The 22798-nt window shown below is 61.5% G+C and carries 23 protein-coding genes; 12 read left to right on the top strand and 11 right to left on the bottom strand.

Annotated elements, in window-relative coordinates; genetic code table 11:
- Window positions 1–498 precede the first annotated feature (498 nt).
- The 4 genes from PG5_RS30850 (at window position 499) to PG5_RS30835 (ending at window position 3652) form a co-directional block, all read left to right on the top strand.
- Entirely contained in the window at window positions 499–819 is a 321-nt protein-coding gene (locus PG5_RS30850; protein ID WP_020800992.1) for a DUF6124 family protein, read from the top strand.
- Window positions 820–1049: 230 nt separating this feature from the next.
- A complete protein-coding gene (locus PG5_RS30845) occupies window positions 1050–1259 on the top strand; it encodes a hypothetical protein (protein ID WP_020800991.1) in 210 nt (69 codons plus the stop codon).
- Window positions 1260–1307: 48 nt separating this feature from the next.
- Window positions 1308–2690, top strand: coding sequence for an iron-containing redox enzyme family protein (locus tag PG5_RS30840; protein WP_020800990.1), 1383 nt, complete (start codon window positions 1308–1310; stop codon window positions 2688–2690).
- A gap of 17 nt (window positions 2691–2707) precedes the next feature.
- Complete coding sequence (locus tag PG5_RS30835) at window positions 2708–3652, top strand: class I SAM-dependent methyltransferase (RefSeq protein ID WP_020800989.1); 945 nt, start codon at window positions 2708–2710, stop codon at window positions 3650–3652.
- Between the two features lie 12 nt (window positions 3653–3664).
- Here PG5_RS30835 and PG5_RS34530 read toward each other — a convergent pair whose 3' ends face one another.
- Together PG5_RS34530 and PG5_RS30830 are read right to left on the bottom strand one after the other, a co-directional pair.
- Window positions 3665–3820 (bottom strand): hypothetical protein, encoded by a 156-nt coding sequence (locus tag PG5_RS34530; protein ID WP_020800987.1) that lies wholly within the window; start codon window positions 3818–3820, stop codon window positions 3665–3667.
- Between the two features lie 82 nt (window positions 3821–3902).
- The gene (locus tag PG5_RS30830; protein ID WP_020800986.1) at window positions 3903–4427 is read right to left on the bottom strand and encodes a hypothetical protein; all 525 of its coding nucleotides are present in this window, start codon (window positions 4425–4427) and stop codon (window positions 3903–3905) included.
- A gap of 210 nt (window positions 4428–4637) precedes the next feature.
- Here PG5_RS30830 and PG5_RS30825 point away from each other — a divergent pair, with 210 nt between their 5' ends.
- From PG5_RS30825 to PG5_RS30815, 3 genes are read left to right on the top strand one after another with little or no spacing between them, the layout of a single operon-like run.
- Complete coding sequence (locus PG5_RS30825) at window positions 4638–5666, top strand: acyl-CoA dehydrogenase (RefSeq protein ID WP_020800985.1); 1029 nt, start codon at window positions 4638–4640, stop codon at window positions 5664–5666.
- On the top strand, window positions 5663–6433 hold the full coding sequence (locus PG5_RS30820) for a PIG-L deacetylase family protein (protein WP_020800984.1): 771 nt from the start codon (window positions 5663–5665) through the stop codon (window positions 6431–6433). The genes PG5_RS30825 and PG5_RS30820 overlap by 4 nt, the downstream gene beginning before the upstream one ends.
- Window positions 6430–7044 carry an SAM-dependent methyltransferase gene (locus tag PG5_RS30815; RefSeq protein ID WP_020800983.1) on the top strand — a complete coding sequence of 205 codons (615 nt, stop codon included), beginning with the start codon at window positions 6430–6432 and terminating at the stop codon, window positions 7042–7044. The genes PG5_RS30820 and PG5_RS30815 overlap by 4 nt, the downstream gene beginning before the upstream one ends.
- Here the strand turns inward: PG5_RS30815 and PG5_RS30810 are convergent.
- Entirely contained in the window at window positions 7030–7680 is a 651-nt protein-coding gene (locus tag PG5_RS30810) for a glycosyltransferase family 2 protein (RefSeq protein WP_020800982.1), read from the bottom strand. The genes PG5_RS30815 and PG5_RS30810 overlap by 15 nt on opposite strands.
- A gap of 192 nt (window positions 7681–7872) precedes the next feature.
- Here PG5_RS30810 and PG5_RS30805 point away from each other — a divergent pair, with 192 nt between their 5' ends.
- Entirely contained in the window at window positions 7873–8610 is a 738-nt protein-coding gene (locus PG5_RS30805) for a DUF72 domain-containing protein (protein ID WP_042955906.1), read from the top strand.
- On the opposite strand, the gene PG5_RS30800 is transcribed toward PG5_RS30805, so the two are convergent.
- Window positions 8607–9824, bottom strand: a complete 1218-nt coding sequence (locus tag PG5_RS30800; RefSeq protein WP_042955904.1) for an MFS transporter — start codon at window positions 9822–9824, stop codon at window positions 8607–8609. The genes PG5_RS30805 and PG5_RS30800 overlap by 4 nt on opposite strands.
- Before the next feature lie 96 nt (window positions 9825–9920).
- Between PG5_RS30800 and PG5_RS30795 the strand changes: the two genes are divergently transcribed.
- Window positions 9921–10742: a helix-turn-helix domain-containing protein gene (locus tag PG5_RS30795; RefSeq protein ID WP_081648201.1), complete on the top strand. Its 822-nt coding sequence runs from the start codon at window positions 9921–9923 to the stop codon at window positions 10740–10742.
- A 75-nt stretch (window positions 10743–10817) separates the two neighbouring features.
- Here the strand turns inward: PG5_RS30795 and PG5_RS30790 are convergent, their stop codons facing one another.
- The 7 genes from PG5_RS30790 to purU form a co-directional block, all read right to left on the bottom strand.
- Complete coding sequence (locus PG5_RS30790) at window positions 10818–12062, bottom strand: hypothetical protein (protein ID WP_020800978.1); 1245 nt, start codon at window positions 12060–12062, stop codon at window positions 10818–10820.
- Between the two features lie 82 nt (window positions 12063–12144).
- On the bottom strand, window positions 12145–12774 hold the full coding sequence (locus tag PG5_RS30785) for a sarcosine oxidase subunit gamma (RefSeq protein ID WP_020800977.1): 630 nt from the start codon (window positions 12772–12774) through the stop codon (window positions 12145–12147).
- Window positions 12775–12777: 3 nt separating this feature from the next.
- Window positions 12778–15675, bottom strand: coding sequence for a 2Fe-2S iron-sulfur cluster-binding protein (locus PG5_RS30780; RefSeq protein WP_020800976.1), 2898 nt, complete (start codon window positions 15673–15675; stop codon window positions 12778–12780).
- Complete coding sequence (locus PG5_RS30775) at window positions 15672–15971, bottom strand: sarcosine oxidase subunit delta (RefSeq protein ID WP_020800975.1); 300 nt, start codon at window positions 15969–15971, stop codon at window positions 15672–15674. Before PG5_RS30775 ends, PG5_RS30780 begins: the two co-directional genes overlap by 4 nt.
- A 13-nt stretch (window positions 15972–15984) precedes the next feature.
- Window positions 15985–17226, bottom strand: a complete 1242-nt coding sequence (locus tag PG5_RS30770) for an FAD-dependent oxidoreductase (RefSeq protein ID WP_020800974.1) — start codon at window positions 17224–17226, stop codon at window positions 15985–15987.
- A complete protein-coding gene (gene folD / locus PG5_RS30765) occupies window positions 17208–18104 on the bottom strand; it encodes a bifunctional methylenetetrahydrofolate dehydrogenase/methenyltetrahydrofolate cyclohydrolase FolD (protein ID WP_020800973.1) in 897 nt (298 codons plus the stop codon). Before folD ends, PG5_RS30770 begins: the two co-directional genes overlap by 19 nt.
- Complete coding sequence (gene purU / locus PG5_RS30760; RefSeq protein ID WP_020800972.1) at window positions 18101–18967, bottom strand: formyltetrahydrofolate deformylase; 867 nt, start codon at window positions 18965–18967, stop codon at window positions 18101–18103. Before purU ends, folD begins: the two co-directional genes overlap by 4 nt.
- Before the next feature lie 353 nt (window positions 18968–19320).
- On the opposite strand from purU, the gene PG5_RS30755 reads away from it, so the two are divergent.
- The 3 genes from PG5_RS30755 to PG5_RS30745 are packed head-to-tail and all read left to right on the top strand — an operon-like array spanning window position 19321 to window position 22560.
- Window positions 19321–20610 carry an FAD-binding oxidoreductase gene (locus PG5_RS30755; protein WP_020800971.1) on the top strand — a complete coding sequence of 430 codons (1290 nt, stop codon included), beginning with the start codon at window positions 19321–19323 and terminating at the stop codon, window positions 20608–20610.
- 25 nt (window positions 20611–20635) lie between these two features.
- Entirely contained in the window at window positions 20636–21190 is a 555-nt protein-coding gene (locus tag PG5_RS30750) for a helix-turn-helix domain-containing protein (protein ID WP_020800970.1), read from the top strand.
- Between the two features lie 23 nt (window positions 21191–21213).
- On the top strand, window positions 21214–22560 hold the full coding sequence (locus PG5_RS30745) for a glutamine synthetase family protein (RefSeq protein WP_020800969.1): 1347 nt from the start codon (window positions 21214–21216) through the stop codon (window positions 22558–22560).
- Window positions 22561–22798: the final 238 nt, after the last annotated feature.

Below are 22798 nucleotides of genomic sequence, written 5' to 3'. Positions count from 1 at the left end.
AAAGGGGAGCAGGCAGCGAAATGGTCAGCTTCAGAGGGCTGGCGCACGCACGGGCAAAAGGATTTTTATGAGCATCCGCGCGCGAGCCTCGCAAGCCTTCACGAAGTTGGGTCGAGGTGGAAATAGGACGTTTCTGATGGACGCGTAGGATGCTTCTGAGTGTTTGTAAGAAGGCCCTTACGCTAGTTCCCGAAAGCCACAGCGTCTTGCGTCGTTGCCTACGGTTCCGCCAGAATCCGCCGGCTTGTGCGCCTTGGGGTCGCTCGGTAACTTGATTCGTGTCACTGCACATCAGTGATCGGGTTTAGCAGCCCGCGATAACCTAAGTCGCATGACGCTTTCATCAGTCAGGTTTACGCCTGCATTTTGATGGTGGCTGTGCGCAGGGCGCCCTTGGGCGCGCCGGCTTCTTAGGTTCCCCGGTCTGCTAACCTGCGTGCAGCTGCCTCCCTTTTCGTTTAGCAGCAGGAGGGTGGCATACCATTAGGAACCTGAGATATGTCCAAGGTCACTCCCGATCCCCCGCGTATTGATCCCACCGACTTAAACAATCGCAACGACCCCATCTCCTCAGCCGCCGACATCAACGCCACCCCACGCAAACCCTGCACCATGTTCATCGTCAACCCTGAACTCGAGACCGAAACCCTCCTGGCCCACGCCTGTGAGTCACTGGCTTCAGCTAATGTCATGGCCCTGGATCTGGCGGATCGCACGCAGGGGGCGAGTCGCAATGTCCTGTTGGGTATTGCGCAAGTCATCATGCTGGGGGAGTTGGCGGTGAACCGCGCGCTGGATCGAATTGATCCCCGGGAATAGAAGATCAAAACATCGCAGCCTGTGGCGGCTCAGGGGAACGCAAAACCTGGTGGAACCCGGCATGCCGACGAAGGCGATTTTCAATGACGCTTTCGCCGGCAAGTCGGATCGCCGCACCGCTGGCTCCTACAAGTGCACATGCCGCTCGTCTATTCGAACGCACACTTTCCCCTGGACACCTTCAAACCAGTACGGCCCGGAAAACCCGGAACTACGTGGTGAGGTGAAACATGTCCAGCGAAACGATCTTCCAGGATAAAGGGCAAGACCCGGACAAGTCACAGGGCGCTGTAAAACCTGCGTCGGACGATCCGGGTAAATACGATCCCCTGACCCAGCCCGACCTCGAAGATGACGACGGCGCGCAGGATTGGAATGAGCGCGACAGGAAACTTCCCGAGGCAGATGAGCAAACACCTTTGTCCGACGACAGGCGATAAACGCAGGCGCCCGGCGATAGCCCGATGCACTGCCCAGGAGAACAGCCAATGACACTATTCACGCCCTTGTCGGGTTCGCCTTCGGCGCTTTCGGATGCCGGCGTCGATGGCCCTTACCGTGAACTCTATGGTTTGCTGTACAGCAACGACCCGCAAGCAGCCACGCGGGGCGAACAGTTCCTGCGCGAGCAACTGGCCCTCGCCGCCGAACTCCCCTGTGATCTGCCTGAAGAGCCAGGCCAGTTGTCGTCGTGGACGGAACAACATTGTGCCGATGTGGCGCGTGACTATGCCCTCTATCTCGAGGCGCGCAAGCAGGGCGGGGCGCGTCGGTATTTCTCGAACAAGGCCCATGCCCTGTGTTTCCTGCAACGTGTTGCCCCGACCAAGGAAGTCGACGGTGCATGGCTGGCCGGGGTGTTGGAGCATTGGCAGGACATGCGCTATGACGGGCTGCTGAGCACCTATCTGGAAGAATTGGGTAACGGCGATGCGCGGCAGAATCACGTGGTCATCTACCGCAAGCTGCTGGCCGCCCACGACTGTGGCGACAGGCAGGGGCTGCTCGACGAACATTTTCGCCAAGGCGCAATCCAGCTGGCACTGGGGCAGTGCAGCGCGATGTTCATGCCGGAGGTGATCGGCTACAACCTCGGCTATGAACAACTGCCACTGCACTTGCTGATCAGTGCCTATGAACTGCGTGAGCTGGGGATCGATCCTTACTATTTCACCCTGCATGTCACCATCGACAACATCAGCAGCGGTCACGGGCGCAAGGCTATTGAAGCGCTGCTCGAACTAATGCCCATGGAGGAGGGGCGGGACGAATTCTATCGGCGCGTTGCCGTCGGCTATCGACTCAATGACCTGGGGCCGGGCTCGACGGCGGTGATTGCAGGTTTCGATCTGCAGCAGGAAGTGATTGCCATGCTCGAGCGCAAACGTACCTATGGACAGCACATGCATTCCGATTACTGCCAGATCGAAGGCCAGACCGTCAATCAATGGCTGGCAACCCCTGGCCAGACCGAAGATTTTCTCGGCGCCCTGCAACGCAAGGGCTGGATAAAACGGCATGGCCCACCCGGGGAAAGCCGCTTCTGGCAGTTGATCGAGGGCGACACGGCGGCCATGTTCGGCGTGTTCAGTGGCTACGAAAAACAACTGCTGCACGACTGGATCGCCGGTGACTGGCAAGCGCCGCAACAGCAACGGGCGATACGCCGGGTGCCGTCCGATGATGCCTTCGCCGATGACGCCTGGGCGAACGATACCGAGCTCAAGGCCTTGCAAGACGCCCTGCACGACCAGTCACCGCGACAGCAATTGCAACTGCTGATCCCTTGGCTCTGCGCACAGCGCCATTGTCGTCCCGCCGGGCTCTATGCAACCCGTCGCTTTATTGAATGCGTGGCCCGTTTGCGCTGATTCCAGGAGTGTCATGCATGTCAGAACAACAGATTGCCGATCGTACTTTGCTGGAGCTCGGCAAGCGCCTGGCTGCCCAGGACTACCGTTTCATCACCCCGACGCCCTTGACCCATGAGCGCGTTTGCCAACGCTTTGCACCGCCCTTGGCCAAAGACCGGCGTGACGTGTTCGGCTGGTCGATGCCGTTCGAGCACACGCTGTTTCCAGCGCAGGAACTGGCTGACCTGGAGCAGGCGGCCATCGTCGAAAAAGAGGGTTCGTTGTGGCGGAGCACGGTACGTTGGTCAAGCCTTGGTCCCTTGTTGATTGCCCACTCGGCGTACCCGACGATGCAGAGTGACGCGGTGTTTTTCGGGCCCGACAGCTACCGCTTCGCGCAATTGATCGAAGCGCATCTGCAGCAGCGCTCCGAGCCCGTGCGGCGCGCGGTGGACATTGGCTGCGGAAGCGGTATCGGAGCACTGGTCGTCGCCCGCGCCCGCCCGGACGCCGACGTGCTGGCGGTGGATATCAATCCACGGGCGTTGCGTTTGTCGGCGGTGAATGCCGAGCTGGCCCAAGCCAGGAATGTGAGCGCTTACCACAGCGACGTGCTGGGCAGTGTCGAAGGGCTGTTCGACCTGATCATCGCCAACCCGCCCTACATGAACGACAGCCAGCAACGGGCGTATCGGCATGGCGGTGGGGCGCTGGGGGAAGCCTTGTCGGTACGCATCGTGCGTGAATCGCTGCCGCGCCTGGACAAAGGCGGCAGCCTGCTGCTGTATACAGGAGTGGCGATGGTGGCCGGGACGGATCCTTTTCTCGAATCCATCCAGCCACTGCTTGGCGACGACAGGTTCACCTGGACATATCGCGAACTGGACCCTGACGTGTTCGGCGAGGAACTGCTCAAGCCCGGCTATGAACGGGTGGAGCGCATTGCCGTGGTCGCGTTGACCGTCACCCGGCGCTATTGATGCACCGCCGGTTCAATTGCCATCCGCTACCTTGCGTTCGATCTCGGCAACTTTGCGCCTGAGGTCCTCGGCTTCCTCCTCGGTGGTTTCGGGGGGAGGGGGCGCAAGGGCGTCATCCTCTTCGGTGGACGGGGTGTCGGCAGGGGTGATGTGGTCATCGTTGTACATGGTACTGGCCTCCGGTGTGTACTCATTGGATCGGGGCCTTCGCTACGAGTTCGAGATTTTCACCAACCATGCCTGACGCAAGTTAGCCCTTGCACCAATACTCGCTGATCGCGCCGTGTGCACCCTGCACCGGATCCTGGTCGGGGAATGGCAGCGTTTCGATGTTTTGCAGCTGCGCAGCGCTCGGCGCTTCGCGGCAAATGTCGGCATGCTGGCCCGGCGGATAGGCGCCGACCACCAGGAAGTCGTCGCTGCAATCCAGGTTGCAATGCCCGGTGCCCGCCGGCAACAGCAGCACATCCCCGGCACTGACCTGCAGCACGTGGCCGCCAGGTCCGCCCAACATCAGGCGGGCATGACCGCTGGCTATCCCAAGCACTTCATGGCCTTCGGTGTGATAGTGATGGAAGTCATAAATGCCGTAGCGCCATTGTGGTGGCCAGCCGTTGGCACTGAAGGTTTGTTCGAACAGGGCCGCCGGATCGTCGCCCTTGACAGCGATGGCCTTGGGATAGACCAGCACCGGCAGGCGAGGGTTGTTCGGCACCCAGCCATTGTGTTGGAACATCATTTGTTGCGCGGGAGCATCCGCTTTCGACCTGTTCATCTGTGACCTCCGTCTTTGCCCGGCGTTTTAAAGGCAGGCTATTGCAGGGACCTGTTGTTGAGTGACATAGCCTGGAAACGGGTGGTTCTAAAAACTCGCAGGTGCTTGTGCAATGAACTCCTGGAGGCTGCCCGGCTCAGAACTTCAAGCGCTGAATTTCAAGCTCTGAAGATCAAGAGCATTGAGTCGCGATCAAGGAGAAAAAGGGCCATGAGCAACGCGTTAACCCTCGAACGTCTGCTGCAACGGTTCGCCTGTCGGCCTTCGAAAAGCATCGCGGACGCTGCACTGCAACCGCTGATGCAGCAGCTCGTCAGCGATGGATTTACCGACCTGCCTCTGCCCGGGCAAGGCCGAACCCTGGATCGCTGGCGCACCCTGGCCGCCGTCTCGGCCAGCGATCTGGCACTGGCCAAACTGTTCGAAGGTCATACCGATGCGCTGGCAATCATGACCGAGCTCGAGCCCGACGCGCCACCGGCTGCGGGCACATGGGGCACTTGGGCGGCCGAGCCGACCTTTGCCCGGCTTAATATTGTCGACCGCCAGGCCGGAACCGTTTACTTGCAGGGCCGCAAGGCCTGGTGTTCTGGCGCGGCGATACTCGATCGGGCGCTGGTGACAGCGTGGGATGAGCAGATGCAACCGCAGTTGGTGGCGGTCACGTTGCAGCAGCCGGCGATCACGCTACTCGACGATGGCTGGCAAGCGGTTGGCATGGGCCGGACTGCCAGCGTCGACGTGCTGTTCGAGGGTGCGCTGGGCCGTTGTGTCGGGTCGCCTGGGCAGTATGTCGACAGACCTGGCTTCTGGCACGGTGGCGCCGGGATTGCCGCGTGTTGGTACGGCGCCGCTCGTGCGCTTGCCGATTACCTTCGCCAACATTGTACGCAACCGTACTGCGACGTCCATGCCCAGGCGCATCTGGGAGCCGTCGATGCGGCGTTGTGCTGCGCTCGGGCAGCGCTTCGGGAAACGGCCCTCTGGATCGATGAAAACCCCCGGCGCTCGGCGCAACTTCCTGTCCGCCGACTGCGTGCCCAAGTAGAAGCGGCCGTCGACAGCGTGCTTGCACATGTCGCACGCGGGCTGGGTGCCACGCCATTGTGTCGTGACAGTCACTTCGCCAGGCTCGCCGCCGACTTGCCGGTATTCCTGCGACAGAGCCATGCCGAAAAGGACCTGGCGCAGCTTGGGCAGCAGGTCGCCGCGCAGCCGCTCGATGGGTGGGCGCTGTGATCGCCGGGCCGGCTTCTCAAGAAAACCTGATTCAGGGGAAGGGGACAACACTGGCCGAATGGCAGGCCAGTGACGGGTTGGCGCAGGTGCCAACCATCACTCATCGACAACTGGTGCCTGCGGGGCGGCGCCTGGTCGTCGTCGCCCCGCATCCTGACGATGAAGTCCTCGGGTGCGCCGGCATCCTCGCGGGAATGCAGGGCAACGAGGCCGACGTCCTGATGATTGCGGTCACTGATGGCGAAGCCAGCCACCCGCAATCGCGGCACTGGACGCCGACACGCCTGCGACGGCAGCGCCCGATGGAAAGTACCCTCGCGCTCGCCCGCATGGGGCTCGATGTCGATTTGCTGGACTGGCAACGCCTGGCGTTGCCCGACAGCGCTGTAGAAACGCAGGAGGCTTGGTTGGTCGAGCGGCTGGCGGCATTGATTCGCCCGGGCGATCGTGTGATCACCACCTGGCGCCGGGACGGACATTGCGATCACGAGGCGACCGGCCGCGCGACCGCCTGCGCGGTAGCCCGCCACCAGGCTTGCCTGATTGAAGTGCCGGTCTGGGCATGGCATTGGGCGCGCCCCAACGATGCCCGAGTCCCTTGGGCGCGAGCGCACAAATACCTGCTGGCCCCACACGTGTTGGCGCGCAAGCGCCAGGCCATCGCGGCCCATGCGTCGCAGGTCAGCCGCGACGGTCAGACACCCGCGGTGTTGAGCGGTGAAACCCTCGAACGATTGCTGCAGCCTTTTGAACTGGTGTTTTTATGAGCGTATCCCCCGACTACTTCGAACAACTGTTCGGGGCCAGCGATGACCCCTGGTCCTTCCGGACCCGCTGGTACGAAAAGCGCAAGCGCGAGCTGACGCTGGCCAGCCTGCCGCGCCAGCGCTATCAACGTGTGTTCGAGCCAGCCTGTGCCAACGGTGAACTCAGCGTACAGTTGGCCGGGCGCTGCGACGCGTTGCTGTGCCAGGACCTGAACGCGAAGGCGGTCGACCTGGCGCGCCAGCGCTTGAGTGGACTGCATCATGTCCACGTCGAGCAGGCGGGTATTCCCCGGCAATGGCCGGACGGTGACTTTGACCTCATCGTGCTCAGCGAAGTGGGGTACTTCCTCGATGTGGACGAGTGGCACCAGGTCATCGAAAACACCTTGCGCAGCCTCGGCCCGGCGGGCGGCGTGCTGGCCTGTCACTGGTTGCATCCGATCGAAGGTTGTTCGCAGGACGGTCGCGATGTTCATGCGGCGCTTGGCGAACGCCTGCACCTGCATCGTCTGGTGCGCCATGAGGACGCGGATTTCCTGCTCGAATACTGGAGCCGAACAGCAACCTCGATCGACCTTGCCGAAACCTGCCAGTCGTTACCCGGCCAGTGACTTCAGGTAGTCGCCAAAGCCTTCCCGGCACCGGCAATGCTGGCGAGCGCTGGTGGTGACCGGGTTGCCGGCCGTCCACATGATGCGCGCGCCGCTGCGTTCCAAGTCGGCGACCAGTTGCACATCTTCGTGGGCGGGCAAGGCCTGGAATCCGCCCGCCTTGCGATACGCCGCAGAAGAGACGCCGAGGTTGGCCCCATGGATATGCCGATGGCCCTCAACGGGGCGGTAATTGGCGTGATAGCGCTCGCGCACTCGCTCCGAATGTTCGGACCAGTCGTTGACTTCGACCAGGCCACAGACCGCATCGGCGTTGAACCTGATCTGCTCAACCAGCCAAGAGTCGGGCACGACGCTGTCGGCATCGGTGAAGGCCAGCCAGCGAGCATCCGCCGCCAGCAAGTGTTCGGCGCCTTGCGCGCGGGTTTTTCCAACGTTGCGGTGGGTGCAGCTCAACGTCCACACGCCGTAGGCCTGGGCAATGTCCAGGGAAGTGTCCGTGCAGTCATCCAGGACGATCAGGATCCTGACTTCTTCACGGTCCAGGTCCTGGTGAAAAGCCGCCGCCAGCAGCGACTCGATGCATTCCTCAAGACGCTGTTCCTCGTTATGCACCGGGACAATCACTCCTATCATCTGCAGCTCTCCATGGGAGGTTCACCGTAACCTGGCTTTTCGATGTCGACCGGGATCAATGGCCATTGGTTGCAACTGTTTGTGCACAAAGGTAATCACCGATGGCGGGCAACCATCGATCAGGTGCCGTCGATGAAAAAATGAACCGCCGCATCTGCGCTGCGCCCTTAGTCATAAGCACTGGTAGAGGCAATGGGCGTGAACGAACGGACGATTTTCACCGGGTGTGCCGGCTGGAGCCTGGGCAGGGAACATTCAGCCGCCTTTACAGCTGAAGGCACCCACTTGCAGCGCTATGCGGCGCGACTGAACTGCGCCGAGATCAACAGCTCGTTCTATCGCCCGCATCGCCAGCAAACCTACCAGCGCTGGGCGGCCAGCGTGCCGGCCGGCTTTCGTTTCAGTGTCAAGGTGCCCAAGCTGATCAGCCATGTGCAGCGCCTGCAGGCCTGTGATCAGGCGCTCGATGAGTTCGTGCTGCAATGCTCCGGCCTGGGCGATCGCCTGGGCTGCCTGCTGGTGCAGCTACCGCCATCGCTGGTGTTTGACGAGTCGGTCGCCGAAGCGTTTTTCATCAGCATCAGGCGGTGTTTTCCAGGGCCTGTGGTGCTCGAGCCCCGGCACGAGTCCTGGGTCGGTGCCGAGGCACTGTTGGTGCACTATCACATCGCGCAGGTTGCGGTGGACCCTTCGCGTATCAGCACTGACTCGACACCACGGGGATGGCCGGGGCTCAAATACTGGCGCCTGCATGGGTCGCCGCGCATCTACTACAGCCCTTATGAATTGCCACGCCTGGAACGCCTGGCGGTCGAGCTGCAAACAGCCACTGCCGAAGGACAGTCAGCCTGGTGCATCTTCGACAACACCGCCAGCGGCGCGGCACTGGGCAATGCCTTGACGTTGGCGCAATACCTGGCCGCGCACTAAACCCCTTTGGTGGACGGCAACAGGATCGTCAGGATGCCCAGCAGCGGCAGGAACGAACACAGCGTGTACACGTACTCGATGCCGTGGATATCCGCCAGGTGCCCGAGCAGCGCGGCGCCGATGCCGCCAAAACCGAACATCAGGCCGAAGAAAACCCCGGCGATCATGCCGACGTTGCCGGGCACCAGTTCCTGGGCGAAGACCACGATGGCCGAGAAGGCCGAGGCGAGGATGAAGCCGATGACCATGCTCAGCACGCCCGTCCAGAACAGGTCGACATGGGGCAGGGCGAGGGTGAAGGGCGCCGCTCCGAGAATCGAGAACCAGATCACTTGCTTGCGCCCGATCCGGTCACCGATCGGCCCACCGAAGAAGGTGCCGGCTGCCACGGCGCCGAGAAACAGGAACAGGTACAGTTGCGAGCTGGCCACCGACAGGTCGAACTTCTCGATCAGGTAGAACGTGAAGTAGCTGGTGAAGCTGGCCATGTAGAAGTACTTGGAGAACACCAGCAATGCCAGGACCACCAGGGCAAAACTCACCCGTTGTCTCGACAAGCCATGGGTTGCCTTGGTGCCCTGCTTGAGCTTGAACAGGTTCAGATGGTTGCGGTACCAGCGGCTCAGGCCGTATTGCACGAGGATGGCGAATACTGCGAACAGCCCGAACCAGGCGACGTTGCCCTGGCCATAAGGGATGACGATGGCCGCTGCCAGCAGTGGACCAAAAGCACTGCCGGCATTACCCCCGACCTGGAAGGTCGACTGGGCCAGACCGTAGCGACCACCCGAGGCCAGGCGCGCAACCCGGGAAGTCTCCGGGTGGAAGGTCGACGAGCCAATGCCCACCAGCGCCGAGGCCATGAGAATCGCCCCGAAGCTGCCGACCATTGCCAGCATCAGGATGCCGACCAGGGTACAGACCATACCGGCCGGCAACAGCCACGGCTTGGGGTGGCGGTCGGTGTAGTAACCAACCCAGGGTTGCAGCAGCGAGGCGGTCAATTGAAAGGTCAGGGTGATCAGGCCGACCTGGGTGAAGGTCAGGCCGTACGTGGCCTTGAGCATCGGGTAGATCGACGGCAGCACGGCCTGGATCAGGTCATTGATCAGATGCGCCAGGGCACAGGCACCGATGACGCGCATCACCAGCGGGCTGGCTTGGCTGGCCACTGAAGCTGTCGCCGTGGGGGAAGTAGTGGTACTGATGGACATGGGATCCTTCCAGAAAAAACGTAAGACGGGGGCTCGGTGCCAGGCACAAAAGCGCTGCCCATTTCAGGGTTCGGCGTTATCCTAGGGACCGCCCGACTGCCTGTCTCACGCAATTCGGGAGTCGACTATCGCAAAAAGGGCATCATGATCAAGTCGCTGAAAGAATTCCTCAGAGAGATCGACGACCGATCCTGCGATGTGAGCAGCAGCGCTACCGACTACCCGGAAAACTGGGTGATCGAAGCGCATTCCCATCAGGCTCACCAATTGATCTACGCCATCGAAGGCGTGATGGTGGTGCACTCGGGATTGAGCCAGTGGACGGTACCGCCCAGCCGCGGGATATGGATGCCGAGCAGGCACATTCACTCGATTCGCTGCGTCGGCCCGTTGAAGATGCGCAGCCTGTTCGTGCGTCCCGAAGCGTTTGCGGACATGCCGACTGAACCCAGGGCGGTGAGTATTTCGGCGTTGCTCAGTGAGTTGATCAAGGTCTCGGTGGCTATCACCTCACCTTACGACGCGGATTCGCGCGAAGGCCGGGTCATGCGCCTGATCCTCGATGAACTGAGGATATTGCCCACCTTGCCGCTGCATCTGCCTCAGCCCTCGGACCCACGGATCAAGGTGGTGTGTTCAGCGTTGCAACGCGATCCCGGCGATTGTTCGACCCTGGCGCACTGGAGCGCACGCCTGGACCTCGATGAGAAAACCATCCAGCGCCTGTTCCGCAAGGACACCGGGATGACCTTCGGCCAATGGCGCCAGCAGGCGCGGTTGCTACTGGCCCTGGAGCGCATCGCCGTGGGCGAGAAGATCATCGACATTGCCGGGGAACTGGGCTACGACAGCCCCAGTGCGTTCACCAGCATGTTCAAGAAACAGTTCGGCAAGACCCCCAGTCATTTCTTCAGGTGAGGTCTTGCCGGTTTTTTCAGCCGCCAATGCACTCAGATGCTTTTGGCGCCAACGTGCAGAATGAATGGCAAGACGTCAGCCGTGGTAACGACATACCGCGGCCATCGGGTTTTTGCTGCCGGCCACAACAATCCCGCCCGCTTCTTGAATGGCCATGCTGTTGGTGTAATTGAGGATGCCGTCGATGCCGGTATCGGAGAGTCCATCAATACCGAATGTGCGGTCCATTAAACCCTGGGGCGTTAACCTTCCCACCAGGCCCAGTGCGCGGGTGTTCAGTTCACCGGCCACGACGATGGCCTGTTCGGCGTCCAGTCGGGCGCTTTTGAGGTGCAGACTCTGGAACGGGCGTTCAATGGTCACGGGTAGGGCATTGTTGAACGTGTTGTCCGGCTTGCCGTCGGCCAAGGTGCGTGTGACATAGCCCTTGCGGGTAGACGCCACCGAGAACCAGCCGACCGCAACCGGCTTGTCGTCCGGTTGCAGGAGCAGTTGCGTGAGTGTCACCGGCCCGGCAGCTTGTGCAAGCACGGCAAAACCGTCGGTTCCAAACGACGAATCGATTTGCCCGGTCGGGGTGAACGCGGCGAGAAAGGCACGATTGGGGGCAGTGCCGACAACAATGAAATTTCCGTTTTGCCGGACGGCGAGCCCGATGGATGCGGTGTTTTGCGCATCGAACTGGAAGAACACATAGCCCTGTTCGTTGAAGCGTGTGTCCAACTGGCCGGCAGGCGTCAGTTGAATCAACAAGCCTTGATTGGCGTAGGGGCGAAATGTCCCGCTGTTGAAGGCAAAGAGAATTCGGTCGTCGTTGGCGTCGACGACATAGACGCTAGCCCCATCGCTGGTTTGCTGTGGGGTGATATCCGATGATGGTTGCGCGGTGGGCAGTGGTTCCTTGAAAACATATACCCCGTCATTGCCGAAAAGAAGATCAATGGAGCCGCCAGCGTTGAAGCGAGCTACCGCAGGGTAGTAGAGGGTTGCCGGGCTTCCTTCTTGAACGTAGCCCGTCACCAGCAATTTATCGCCGCTCAGCTCAGTGATGCCGGTAGGGGTGGACCGGACTGGGCTGCCTGCGAACCCCCAACGCAGATATCCGCCTGTACCGAATGAGGTGTCGAGCAGGCCGTTTTTTTCCAATCGGAACAGTTTGAAGTCGTTGCCGTCCGCCAACACGCCAATGATTTTCCCTTGGTGAGGGCCGGGGGCTTTCAGGACGGCGATGGCTTTTACGTCGGATCCTTCCAGGATTGTCGTGCCGTCAGTGCCGAAGCTGCGATCCAGATGACCGGCAGGGGAGGTAAGAGTCGACATGATGCTTCTCCAATAGTGAGGCTCAAGCACCCCCGATGGGTACTCAAGCCCCAGCCATTTAATCGGAGATGAATCGGAGGGCCTACTGACACAAATGACAGGTTTGCGATGTTTCGCAGCCTATTTCGCCAGCGCCAGGCGACCCTGAAAACTCCTCCATGGCATCCAGCAACGCCGCGTGGAAGTATGCCTTCGATGCCCGGTCGCAGAGTATGAACAAGCGCGGCTGTTGCGCCGACGTGGCATTGACCACGATCACGTTGATGCGCGCCGCCGAGGTTTGCGCCACGGCACCGGGGCCGAAGGCCTGGGCGCTCATGTCGACGCCGCAGAGTTTGGCCATGACTTCGGGCAATTGTTCACCGCTCAGCTGGAACCAGGCATGGCTGTCCTGGCGTGGCAGCAGGTAGTTGGCTTGATGGTCCAACTCCCAGCGGGCCTCTTCGTCGGCGATGCGTTGGCCCTGGTCTTGCGCACTGCCCAGCAGCAGGTATTCGGTCTGGGACAAACGCACGGCGTAGCTGCCGTCAACCTGGGTGACGGCGTGGTTGGGCGCGTCTGGCAGCACGAAGTCCCGACTCTTCAGATAGCGCGCACTGTCGGCGCCGCGAAATCCGACCCGGGGCAGGTCGGTCAGATCCGTCAGCGCACAGGTGGGCAGGAGGGCGAGGGCCGGCTGCCCGGCGCTGTGTTGTTGTCTCAGGCTGGTCATGGCTCAAAGCTCCTGGCGCAGGTTGGAAGGGTCGAAAAAGGGCAACGGCACCACATCGGCATGGACCACACGCCCACCTTCGACACGGATCGCAATCCGTTGCCCAGGTGTGCTTTGGTCGATGCCGGCGTACGCCAGGCCAATGATCTTGCCCAGGCTCGCCGAGTACTCGCAGGACGTGACGTTGCCGCTGATGTCCGGGCCGTTGAGCACCAGATGACCTTCCAGCGGTTGCGCGCTGCCCTTGGGCAAGGTGAAACCCACCAATTTGCGTGTTTGCGGCTGGGCTTCGAGGATGTCCACCGAGCGCCGCCCGACGAAGAACGGCTTGTTGCGATTGACGGCCCAGCCCATGTCGATTTCCATGGGATGGGTCATGCCATCGGTGTCCTGGCTGATGATCACATGGCCTTTTTCCAGGCGCAGCAAACGCTGGGTCTCCACGCCGAAAGGGCGAATGTCATGGGCCTTGCCGGCTTCCATCAGCGCGTCCCACAGCGCCAGGCCATGGCGCGCCGGCACGTGGATTTCATAACCTAGTTCGCCGACAAAACCGACTCGCAACAGCCGCGCCTTGATCCCGGCCACGGTGCCTTGACGCACGCCCAGGTAGGGAAACGCTTGAGCGCTAAGTTTGAGGTCGGTGCAGACCTTCTCCAGCACTTTGCGCGAGTCGGGACCGGCGACATTGACCGCGCAGATCGCCGCCGTGACGTTGGCGACATCCACGTCCAGGCGCCATTGCGCGTTCCACTTGAGCATCTGCTGGTAGATGCGATCCACGCCGCTGGTGGTGGCGGTGACGTAGAAGTGATTGTCGGCGAAACGTGCGCAGACGCCATCGTCGATCACCACTCCGTGTTCATTGGTCATCAGCGCATAGCGGGAGCGACCGATCGGCTGCTTGAGGAAGGCGAAGGTGTACATCCGGTTGAGCAGTTCGGCGGCGTCCGGGCCACGCACATCAAGCCCGCCCAAGGTCGAGACGTCGATGATCCCGACCTTGTTGCGCACATGCAGCGCTTCGGCCTGCATGCATGCCTCGCGGTCCCGGGCATTGCCGTAGTAGGCCGGACGCTGCCAGATGCCGGCCGGCATCATCTTCGCGCCGGCTTGCAGGTGCCGGGCATGCATGGGGGTTTGTCGATACGGATCGAACGCGCGACCGGCCACATGGGCCAGTTTTTCCGCGACAAAGGGCGGGCGCGCGGTGGTCACGCCGGTTTCGCTGATGTTGCGCTGGGTCGCCCAGGCCACCAGGCGCGCGGTCGGCAGGGCCGAGTGACGCCCTTGCGAGGGGCCCATGCCCACGGTGGAATAACGCTTGACCAGCTGCACGTCGCGATAACCGATGCGCGTGGCATTGACGATGTCCGCCACTTGCAGGTCCTCGTCGAAATCGACGAAGTCCTTGCCCTTGGGGTGGGGGAAGATCGGCCAGTTGAAGTTGACCCGTACCTCGCTGCCCAAGGGCGCCCGGTGCACACCGACTGCCAGACCCAGCGCAGCGGCGGCGTCGGCACCGGCGTTGACGCCGTCGGCGATCACGTTGTCGAGGCGGTGACGGCCATTCACCGAGCCTGCGACCGCAAGGTTCTGCGGCAGTCCGCTGAGGGTGAACTCGGCGCGCTGATCGTCGTAGGCCAGCTTGCCGCCGGCCTGGCACAGCAGTTGATAGACCGGCATGTAGCCGGCGGACATGCACAACAGGTCGCAATCCAGGCGTTGCCCGCTCTCGGCGACCTGGCCCTGGGCGGTGATCTTGCGCACGTCGACGCCATTGACATGGCGCAGGCCTTTTTCGTGCAGCGCTTCATACACGGTACTGTTGAGCTGGCAGGCAATCTTGCGTTGCGCCAGCGCGCCCAGTAGGGCCACGTCGCCCGGGCCTTGGCGCATGTCCACCACCGCGGCGACTTCGACGCCCTGGTCAAACAAGTCCAGCGCGGCGAGGTAACCGTCATCGTTGCCGGTAAGCACCACCGCGCGTTTGCCCGGCTTGACCGCGTACAGCTTCATCAGGCGCTGCGCGGCGCTGGTCAGCATTACGCCGGGCAAGTCGTTGTTGCGAAACACCACCGGCTGGTCGAACGCCCCGCTGCACACCAGGCACTGTCGGGCGCGCACCTTGTACATGCGTTTTCCTTGAATCACCGGCAGGTAATTGTCGGTGAACCAGGCGTTGCAGGTCGCCTCGGTGAGGATGCGAATATTGGCGTGCTGTTGCACCGCCGCGAGCAATTCGCGGCGCAAGGCGTCGGCGCGAATGCCGGCGATGTCGAAGCGGGCATAGGTTAGCGAACCGCCGAGGACCGGCTGTTGCTCGATGAGCAATACCTTGGCCCCGGCATTGGCCGCGGTCAGGGCCGCGTGCAGTCCGGCGGGACCGGCGCCGATCACGGCCAGGTCGGTGAACAGGTAGGCCTTGTCGTAATATTCGGGCTTGAACATCAGGTCGAGTACGCCCAGGCCGGCCTTCTTGCGAATGATCGGTTCCCAGACTTTCCACATGCCCCTGGGCTTGTAGAACGAGCGGTAATAGAAGCCCACCGGCATGAATCTGGAGAACTTGCCCAGATAAGCATCCCGGTCGTTGTCCAGTGAGCCGTTGACGTTCTGCGCCGTCACCTGCAAGCCGGCAACCAGCGCATGGGCATCGGCCAGTACGTTGGGTTCCTGGGGCAATTGCACCAGGCTGTTGGCGTCCTGCCCGGCCATGGTCAACGGGCCACGTGGGCGGTGGTACTTGAACGAGCGGGAAATCAGGAAGCGTCCGTTGGCGAGCAGGGCGCTGGCGATGCTGTCGCCCTGCAAGCCCTGATAGGGTTGGCCGTCGAAACTGAAATCGAGCGGCTGGTTACGGTCGATCAGCAGGCCCATCGGGGCGGGTAGGCGGTTCATCCGGCGATCTCCTTGGCGGCGTTGAAGTCGACGCGGGCAGTGAAAAATTCTTTAGGGTCGAAAGTGCGCAGGATTTCCTCGGTGACGGTGTGGCGTTCGGCGAGAAACCAGTAGCTCGACGGCGTGTGCATCCACCATTCGCGCACCACGCCGGCGAGGTTGTCGGTGTTGAACACGTAGTCGGCCCACTCGGCATCGCTGCAGCGCAGTGCATCGGGCATCGGCTTGAATTCGCCGCCATAAGTGAATTCGCTGATATTGCGTGGCCCGTTGAGCGGGCAATTGATAATTTTCATGGTCCGCTCTGCCTCAGTGACTGGCCGCCGTGGCGCCCATTTCGTTGACTTGCCGGAAGGTCGAGAAGCGCTCCAGGCCGAAGGGCTTGATCAACTCCGGTACCTTGCCGCCGCTGGCCACCAGTTCAGCCATGGTCTTGCCGCAGACAGGCGTCGCCTTGAAGCCCCAGGTGCCCCAACCGGCGTCCAGGTAGTAATTCTTCACCGGCGACAGGCCCATGATCGGGCTGTAGTCCGGGGTCATGTCGGTGATCCCGGCCCACTGGCGCATCAGCTTGGCGTTGGCCAGGAACGGGAACATTTCGATGGCGTGGGCCAGCAGGCTTTCCTTCAGGTCCAGGGTCGATCGGGTGTTGAACAGCGGGTACGGATCGGAGCCACCGCCGAACACCACTTCGCCGCGGCTGGTCTGTTGCACGTAGCAGTGCAGCGCCGACGAGCTCACCAGCGGATCGAGGAAGGGTTTGAAGGGCTGGGTGACCATGGCTTGCAGCGGGAAGGTCTGGATCGGCGAGCGAATCCCGGCCTTGGCCATCAGCATTGAGCTGTGCCCGGCAATCGCCTGCACTGCACAGCCACACTTGATGGTGCCGCGGTTGGTCTTCACGGCGGTGATGGCGTCGTTCTCGATGATCAGGTCCTGCACCTCGGTGAGCTGATGGATTTCCACCCCGCGCTTCGCCGCTTGCTTGGCGTAGCCCCAGGCCACCGCGTCGTGGCGCGCGGTGGCGCCGTCGATGTGCCAGAGACCGGCGATCACGGGCAGGTGGCCGGGGTCGAGGTTGAGGCTGGGCACCAGTTCGCGGATCTGCTGGCGGTCGATCATTTCGCTGCGACCGCCGAAGTGCTTGTTGACCTCGGCCCGCTGGCGGAACGAACGCACGGTGGCATCGGTGTGGGCCAGGGTCAGTTGGCCGCGTTCGGAGTACATGATGTTGAAGTCGAATTCGTTGGACAGGCCCTGGAACATTCGCACCGATTCGGCATAGAAACGCACGCCTTCGCTGGTCAGGTAGTTGGAGCGGATCACTGCGGTATTGCGCGCGGTGTTGCCACCGCCCAGGTAGGACTTTTCCAGCACGGCGATGTTGGTGATGCCGTGATACCTGGCGAGGTAATAAGCGGTGGCCAGGCCATGGCCACCGGCACCGATGATCACCACGTCATAGCTTGATTTCAATTCACGCGGCGGCGGCAAATCCACTTCCACCGGGTACTCGGAACTCAGCCCGTACTTCAAGAGATTGAATGGCATACGGCCTCCGATAGGCTGTGCTGTTGCATAAGGGCTGCGGTCACGGTGTTTTTCATCAGGAAGGCAATGGTCATCGGCCCGACACCACCGGGTACCGGGGTGATCGCCGCGACCTGGGGCAGGGCGCTGTCGAAGTCGACATCGCCGACCAGGCGGCTGCGACCGGCGTCGTCGATACGATTGATGCCGACATCGATCACCACTGCACCGGGCTTGAGCCAACTGGCATCGATCAATCGCGGACGACCCACGGCGGCAATCACGATGTCTGCCTGACGGCAGAGCGCCTGCGGATCGGGGCTGCGCGAATGCAAGACCGTCACCGAGCAGTCGGCCTTGAGCAATAGCGCCGCCATGGGTTTGCCGACGATGTTCGATCGGCCGATCACCACTGCATGCTTGCCGCGCAGATCGCCGCAGGTCTGCTCCAGCAGGTACAGGCAGCCACTGGGTGTGCAGGGCGCGAGCACGGTGCGTCCCTGGCTGAGGCCACCCACGTTTTCACTGTGGAAGCCGTCGACGTCCTTGCCTGGGACGATCGCCTGCAGTGCCCGCAGTTCATCGACCTGGGCCGGTAGCGGCAATTGCAGGAGAATGCCGTGGATCGAGCCATCGGCATTCAGCCTGGCGATCAGGTCAAGCAGCTGTTCGGTGCTGGTGTCTGTGCCCAGCCGATGTTCCAGGGAGCGGATGCCGACCTCTTCTGCGCGCAGAATCTTGTTGCGCACATACACCTGGCTGGCCGGGTCGCTGCCGACCAGGATCACCGCCAGGGCCGGCTGGATGTCTTGCGCGCGCAGGCGCTCGACGTCCTTGCGAACCTCGATCAACACCCGCGCGGCGGCGGCTTTGCCGTCAATCAGTCGGGGTGTGTTCACCGGAAAATCACCGTTCTGTCCTGATTGAGGAAAACCCGGTGCTCCAGGTGGTACTTGACCGCCTTGGACAGGGCCACGGTCTCGGTGTCACGCCCGGTGGCCACGAGGTCATCCGGCAGGTAGACGTGATCGACGCGCTGCACCTCCTGTTCGATGATCGGCCCCTCATCGAGATCACTGGTGACATAGTGGGCGGTGGCGCCGATCAGCTTCACGCCGCGCTGGTACGCCTGGTGATACGGCTTGGCGCCCTTGAAACCGGGCAGGAACGAATGGTGGATGTTGATTGCCCGACCGGACAGTTGCCGGCACAGGTCGTCGGAGAGGATCTGCATGTAGCGCGCCAGTACCACCAGCTCGGTGCCAGTGTCGTCGACCACCTTCATCAGCTCGGCTTCCTGGCGGGTCTTGGTGTCCTTGGTGACTGGCAAGTAGATGAAGCGAATGCCCTCGCGCTCGGCCATGGGCCGCAGGTCGAGGTGGTTGGAGACGATGGCGGTGATGGTCATGTCCATCTCGCCCTTGTGGTAGCGGTAGAGCAGGTCGGTCAGGCAGTGGTCGAACTTGCTCACCATCAGCAGCACGCGCATCGGTTCGCGAGTGTCATGCAGTTCCCAGCGCATGTCGAAGGCCTGGGCGACATCGCTGAAACCGTCCTTGATCTGCTGGATATCCCCTGCGTGGCCATCGTTGAAACGGAACACCGCACGCATGAAAAAGCGCCCGCTGAAATCGTCGTCGAATTGCGCCATCTCCCCGATGTAGCAACTGTTGTCCGCCAGGTAGGTGGTGACGGCAGCGACAATGCCGGACACCGCGGGACAGGTGATCTTGATGATGAAATGGTTTTTTTCGTGTTGCATGACACGTCCTCGGGATGATGGCGGCAGCTCATCGCATAGCGAAAAAATGTCAGCGGACAGCGAGGCTCATTCCATGAGCGCGGTTTCTTGTCAGGAATAATATATTCCTGTTAGTGGCTTTATAGGGGAAATGCAGGGGGCACGTCCAGAGGTTTTGTGAAAGTTTTTTAACTGCTGGGAATTTTATTGGGCAACCCGACGTGCCCTGTAGGAGCGAGCATGCTCGCGAAAAACCCGAGAACACCGCGGGGCGTCAGGCTCCTCACAACCACCCTGGCCACACCGCTTGCGCGCATGAAATTAAACCTGTATTTTTTCATGAAATTAAAACTATAAAATTTCATGGAGCCGGTATGTTTCAGCAATCCACCCAGCATGTCGCCAGCTATTACGCCCATACGTGCGCCGATCGCCTGGTCAATCGAGCGGCGTTGGAGGGCGAGCAGGACACCGACGTGCTGATCATCGGTGCCGGCTTCAGCGGTTTGCACACGGCGTTGCGCCTGGCCCTGGCCGGCAAGCGCGTGACACTGCTGGAGGCCAGCCGGGTCGCCTGGGCCGCGTCGGGACGTAATGGCGGCCAGGCCATACTCGGTTGGTCCTGCGACATGCCGCCGCTGGAAGCCGCACTGGGCCATGAGCGCGCGCGGCGGTTGTGGGACGGCATGCGCTGGGCGGCAAAAGAGGTGCGCGAATTGCCCAGGCGCCATGGTTTCGATTGCGACTACCGGCCCGGGCACCTCTGGACTTCGGTGATGCCACGGCGGGTGGGGTTGTTGACCGAGTGGCAGCACGAGGCCAGCCACAAATGGGGGCATGACGGTTTGCGCTTCATCGAGCGCGCCCAGTTGCCCGAATGGGTGGCCAGCGAGCGTTACCAGGCCGGTTTGTACGACCCCGAAGGCGGGCATTTGAACCCGCTGAAACTGGCACTGGGACTGGCCGCCGCGATCGAGCAGGCCGGTGGTGTGATTCATGAACAAAGCATGGCGTTGAATTATCGCGAGGACTCGAACGGCTACGTGGTGACGACTGAACGCGGACACATTCGCGCCGATGTCCTGGTATTGGCCTGCAATGCCTATCTTGACCGGCTCGACCCACAGCTATCGAGTTGCGTACTACCCGTTGGTACCTATCAGGTGGCCACGGCGCCGATGTCCGAGGCCCAGGCAGCCGCTCTGCTACCCAGCAATGTCTGCGTCACCGACAACCAGTTCGTGCTCGACTATTTCCGCCGCACGCCAGACAACCGGCTGCTGTTCGGCGGCGGTTGCACCTATCTGGGGGGCATGCCCAAGGACATCGCCGGTGCCACACGGCCGTGCCTGGAAAGGGTGTTCCCCCAATTGAAAGGCATTGAATTGGAGTTTGCCTGGGGCGGTCACATCGACCTGACGCTCAAACGCACGCCCGACATCGGTCGGCGCGGTGACTTGTATTGGTTGCAGGGCTATTCCGGGCACGGCGTGCTGCCGACCCTGGCCGGGGCACGGGCGGTGTCTGACGCTATTCTCGGCCAGCCGGATGAGCTGGGGCTGTACCAGGGTTTGACCAACCCCAGTTTTCCCGGCGGCAAATACATGGCAGCACCGCTGGAAGCCATCGGCAAAGCCTGGTACAGGCTGCGCGACAGCATTTGAATCGGCCACTTCTGGAAGCCTTTAGATGGACATGCAAGAAGAGATTTCGGCGCTGGCGATCCTGATCCAGGACCTGCGCAAGCACAAGAAGTACACCTTGAAGGATCTGGCCGACAAGATCGGCCGCTCCGTGGGTTTTCTTTCCCAGGTCGAACGCGGCTTGTCCCGCCCGACGGTGGCGGACCTGACCGCCATCAGCGAGACCCTCGGCGTGCCGACCACCTATTTCTATAGCCTGCCCAAACCCATGGCCCTACCGTGGGTGACCCGGCCGGATGAGCGCCGCACGTTGTATTACGCCGATGGCATCACCGACATCATGGTCTCGCCAAAGATGCGTGCGTCCTTTTCCATGCTCGAAAGCCAGCTGGAGCCCGGTGCCAGCAGCGGCGACCGGCACATGAAGGACAGCTCGGAGCAGGGCGGCTATGTGCTGGAAGGGGAACTGACCCTGTGGCTCGACCAGAACGAACCGGTGACCCTGCACGCTGGCGACAGTTTTCAACTGGCCAGTCATGCCCACTGCCGCTACGGCAACCTCTCAGACCAAATGACCCGCGTACTTTGGGTCTACACCTGATAAAAACAACAAGGAACAAAACGATGGATGCTGTGTGCTCTGATTTGTTGGCCGAAGTGCGTGGGTTTCGTCAGCGCTACCCCGATGTGCGCTTCGTCGACCTGATATCCCTGGACATTCCGGGGCATTTCTACGGCAAGCGCTACCCGATCGAAATGCTCGAAAAAGTCGCCGCCGGCAGCGCCCTCAAGTTGCCGCAAAACTGCGTGTTGCTCGGCACCCAGGGCGGGCTGTTCAAGATTGGCGACTACTGCTTCAACGATGGCGATCCGGACGCGCTGCGTCGCCTGGTACCGGGCACGCTCAAGTTGGTGAGTTGGGAGAAGCAACCGCTGGGGCAGATGTTGATTACTTCCGATGGCACGGAAAAACCGATCGTCTTCGAACCCCGTGAAGTCCTGGCGCAGGTGTTGGCGCGGCTTGGAAGCAAAGGCATTTTTCCGGTGGTGGCGTTCGAACTTGAGTTCTACCTGTTCGACAGTCAGTTGCGCGATGGCTTGCCGCAGTTTGCCCGCGACCCGCTGACCGGCGATGCGGACGATCAGCCGAACATGCACATTGAACGCCTCTCGCGATTTGCCCCGGTGCTCGACGAAATGGTCGAGACCGCGCGTGCGCAAGGCATCGATGCGACGGTGATCACCGCCGAATTGGGCCCCGGTCAGTTCGAGATCAATTTCGGTCATCTGGACGATGGTCTGCGCGCTGCCGACTGGGCTGCGTTGTTCTGCCGCAGCACGCGAGGCGTGGCACTCAAGCACAACTACCGCGCCAGTTTCATGGCCAAGCCTTACCTGCAGCACCCCGGCAGCGGCATGCATGTGCACGTGAGTCTTTACGACAAGGCCGGCAACAACCTGCTGGCGGCGAACGGGCAACGCGCGTTGCGCCATGCGGTGGCCGGTTGCCTGGATGTGTTGCCGCACTGCATGCCGATTTTCGCGCCAAACCACAACGCGTTGCGCCGCTTGAGCGCCACGGTCAACGTCGCCTCGCGCGCCAGTTGGGGTTTCGAGGATCGAGACGCATGCCTGCGGGTGCCGGAGTCTGACGCCAGGAACCTGCGGGTCGAACATCGCCTCGCTGGCGCCGATGCCAACCCGTATCTGGTGCTCGCCGCGATCCTGGTGGGCCTGGAACAAGGCCTTGAACAGGAGCGCGAGCCGATCGCCCCACTCAACGATGACCGCAACAGCGGCATCGACTTTCCGCTGGAAATGCTCGACGCCGTGCGAGCCATGCAAGGCCATCAAAAACTGCGTGAAGGTTTGGGCGCGGAATTCGTCGATGTGTATTGCGAGAACAAGCGGCAGGACCACTTGGCGTTCCTGAACGACATCAGTGCACGGGAATATCGCTGGTTCCTGTAATTAAGGTTATTTCGAGGTTAACCGTAAAAAATATCTGGTTATTTAACAGGTTACAGATTTTAGTAACTGAACGGTTAATCAAAATATCTTGTTACAGGGCGAAACATTGCGTAATATCCGCCCCGCGTTCACCACCACGGTTTATGCATTTTTAAGTCCCGGGCGTCCATCAGCTGCCCGGGATTTTTTTTGCCTGAAATTCGGTGTCATTCAGTTGGTTTCTCTGTAGGAGCGAGCA

The organism is Pseudomonas sp. G5(2012) (genome assembly GCF_000408945.1).
Classification (GTDB): Bacteria; Pseudomonadota; Gammaproteobacteria; order Pseudomonadales; family Pseudomonadaceae; genus Aquipseudomonas; species Aquipseudomonas umsongensis.
The sequence above is the reverse complement of the archived record's forward strand: the minus strand, read 5'-3'. Positions and strand labels throughout refer to the sequence as shown.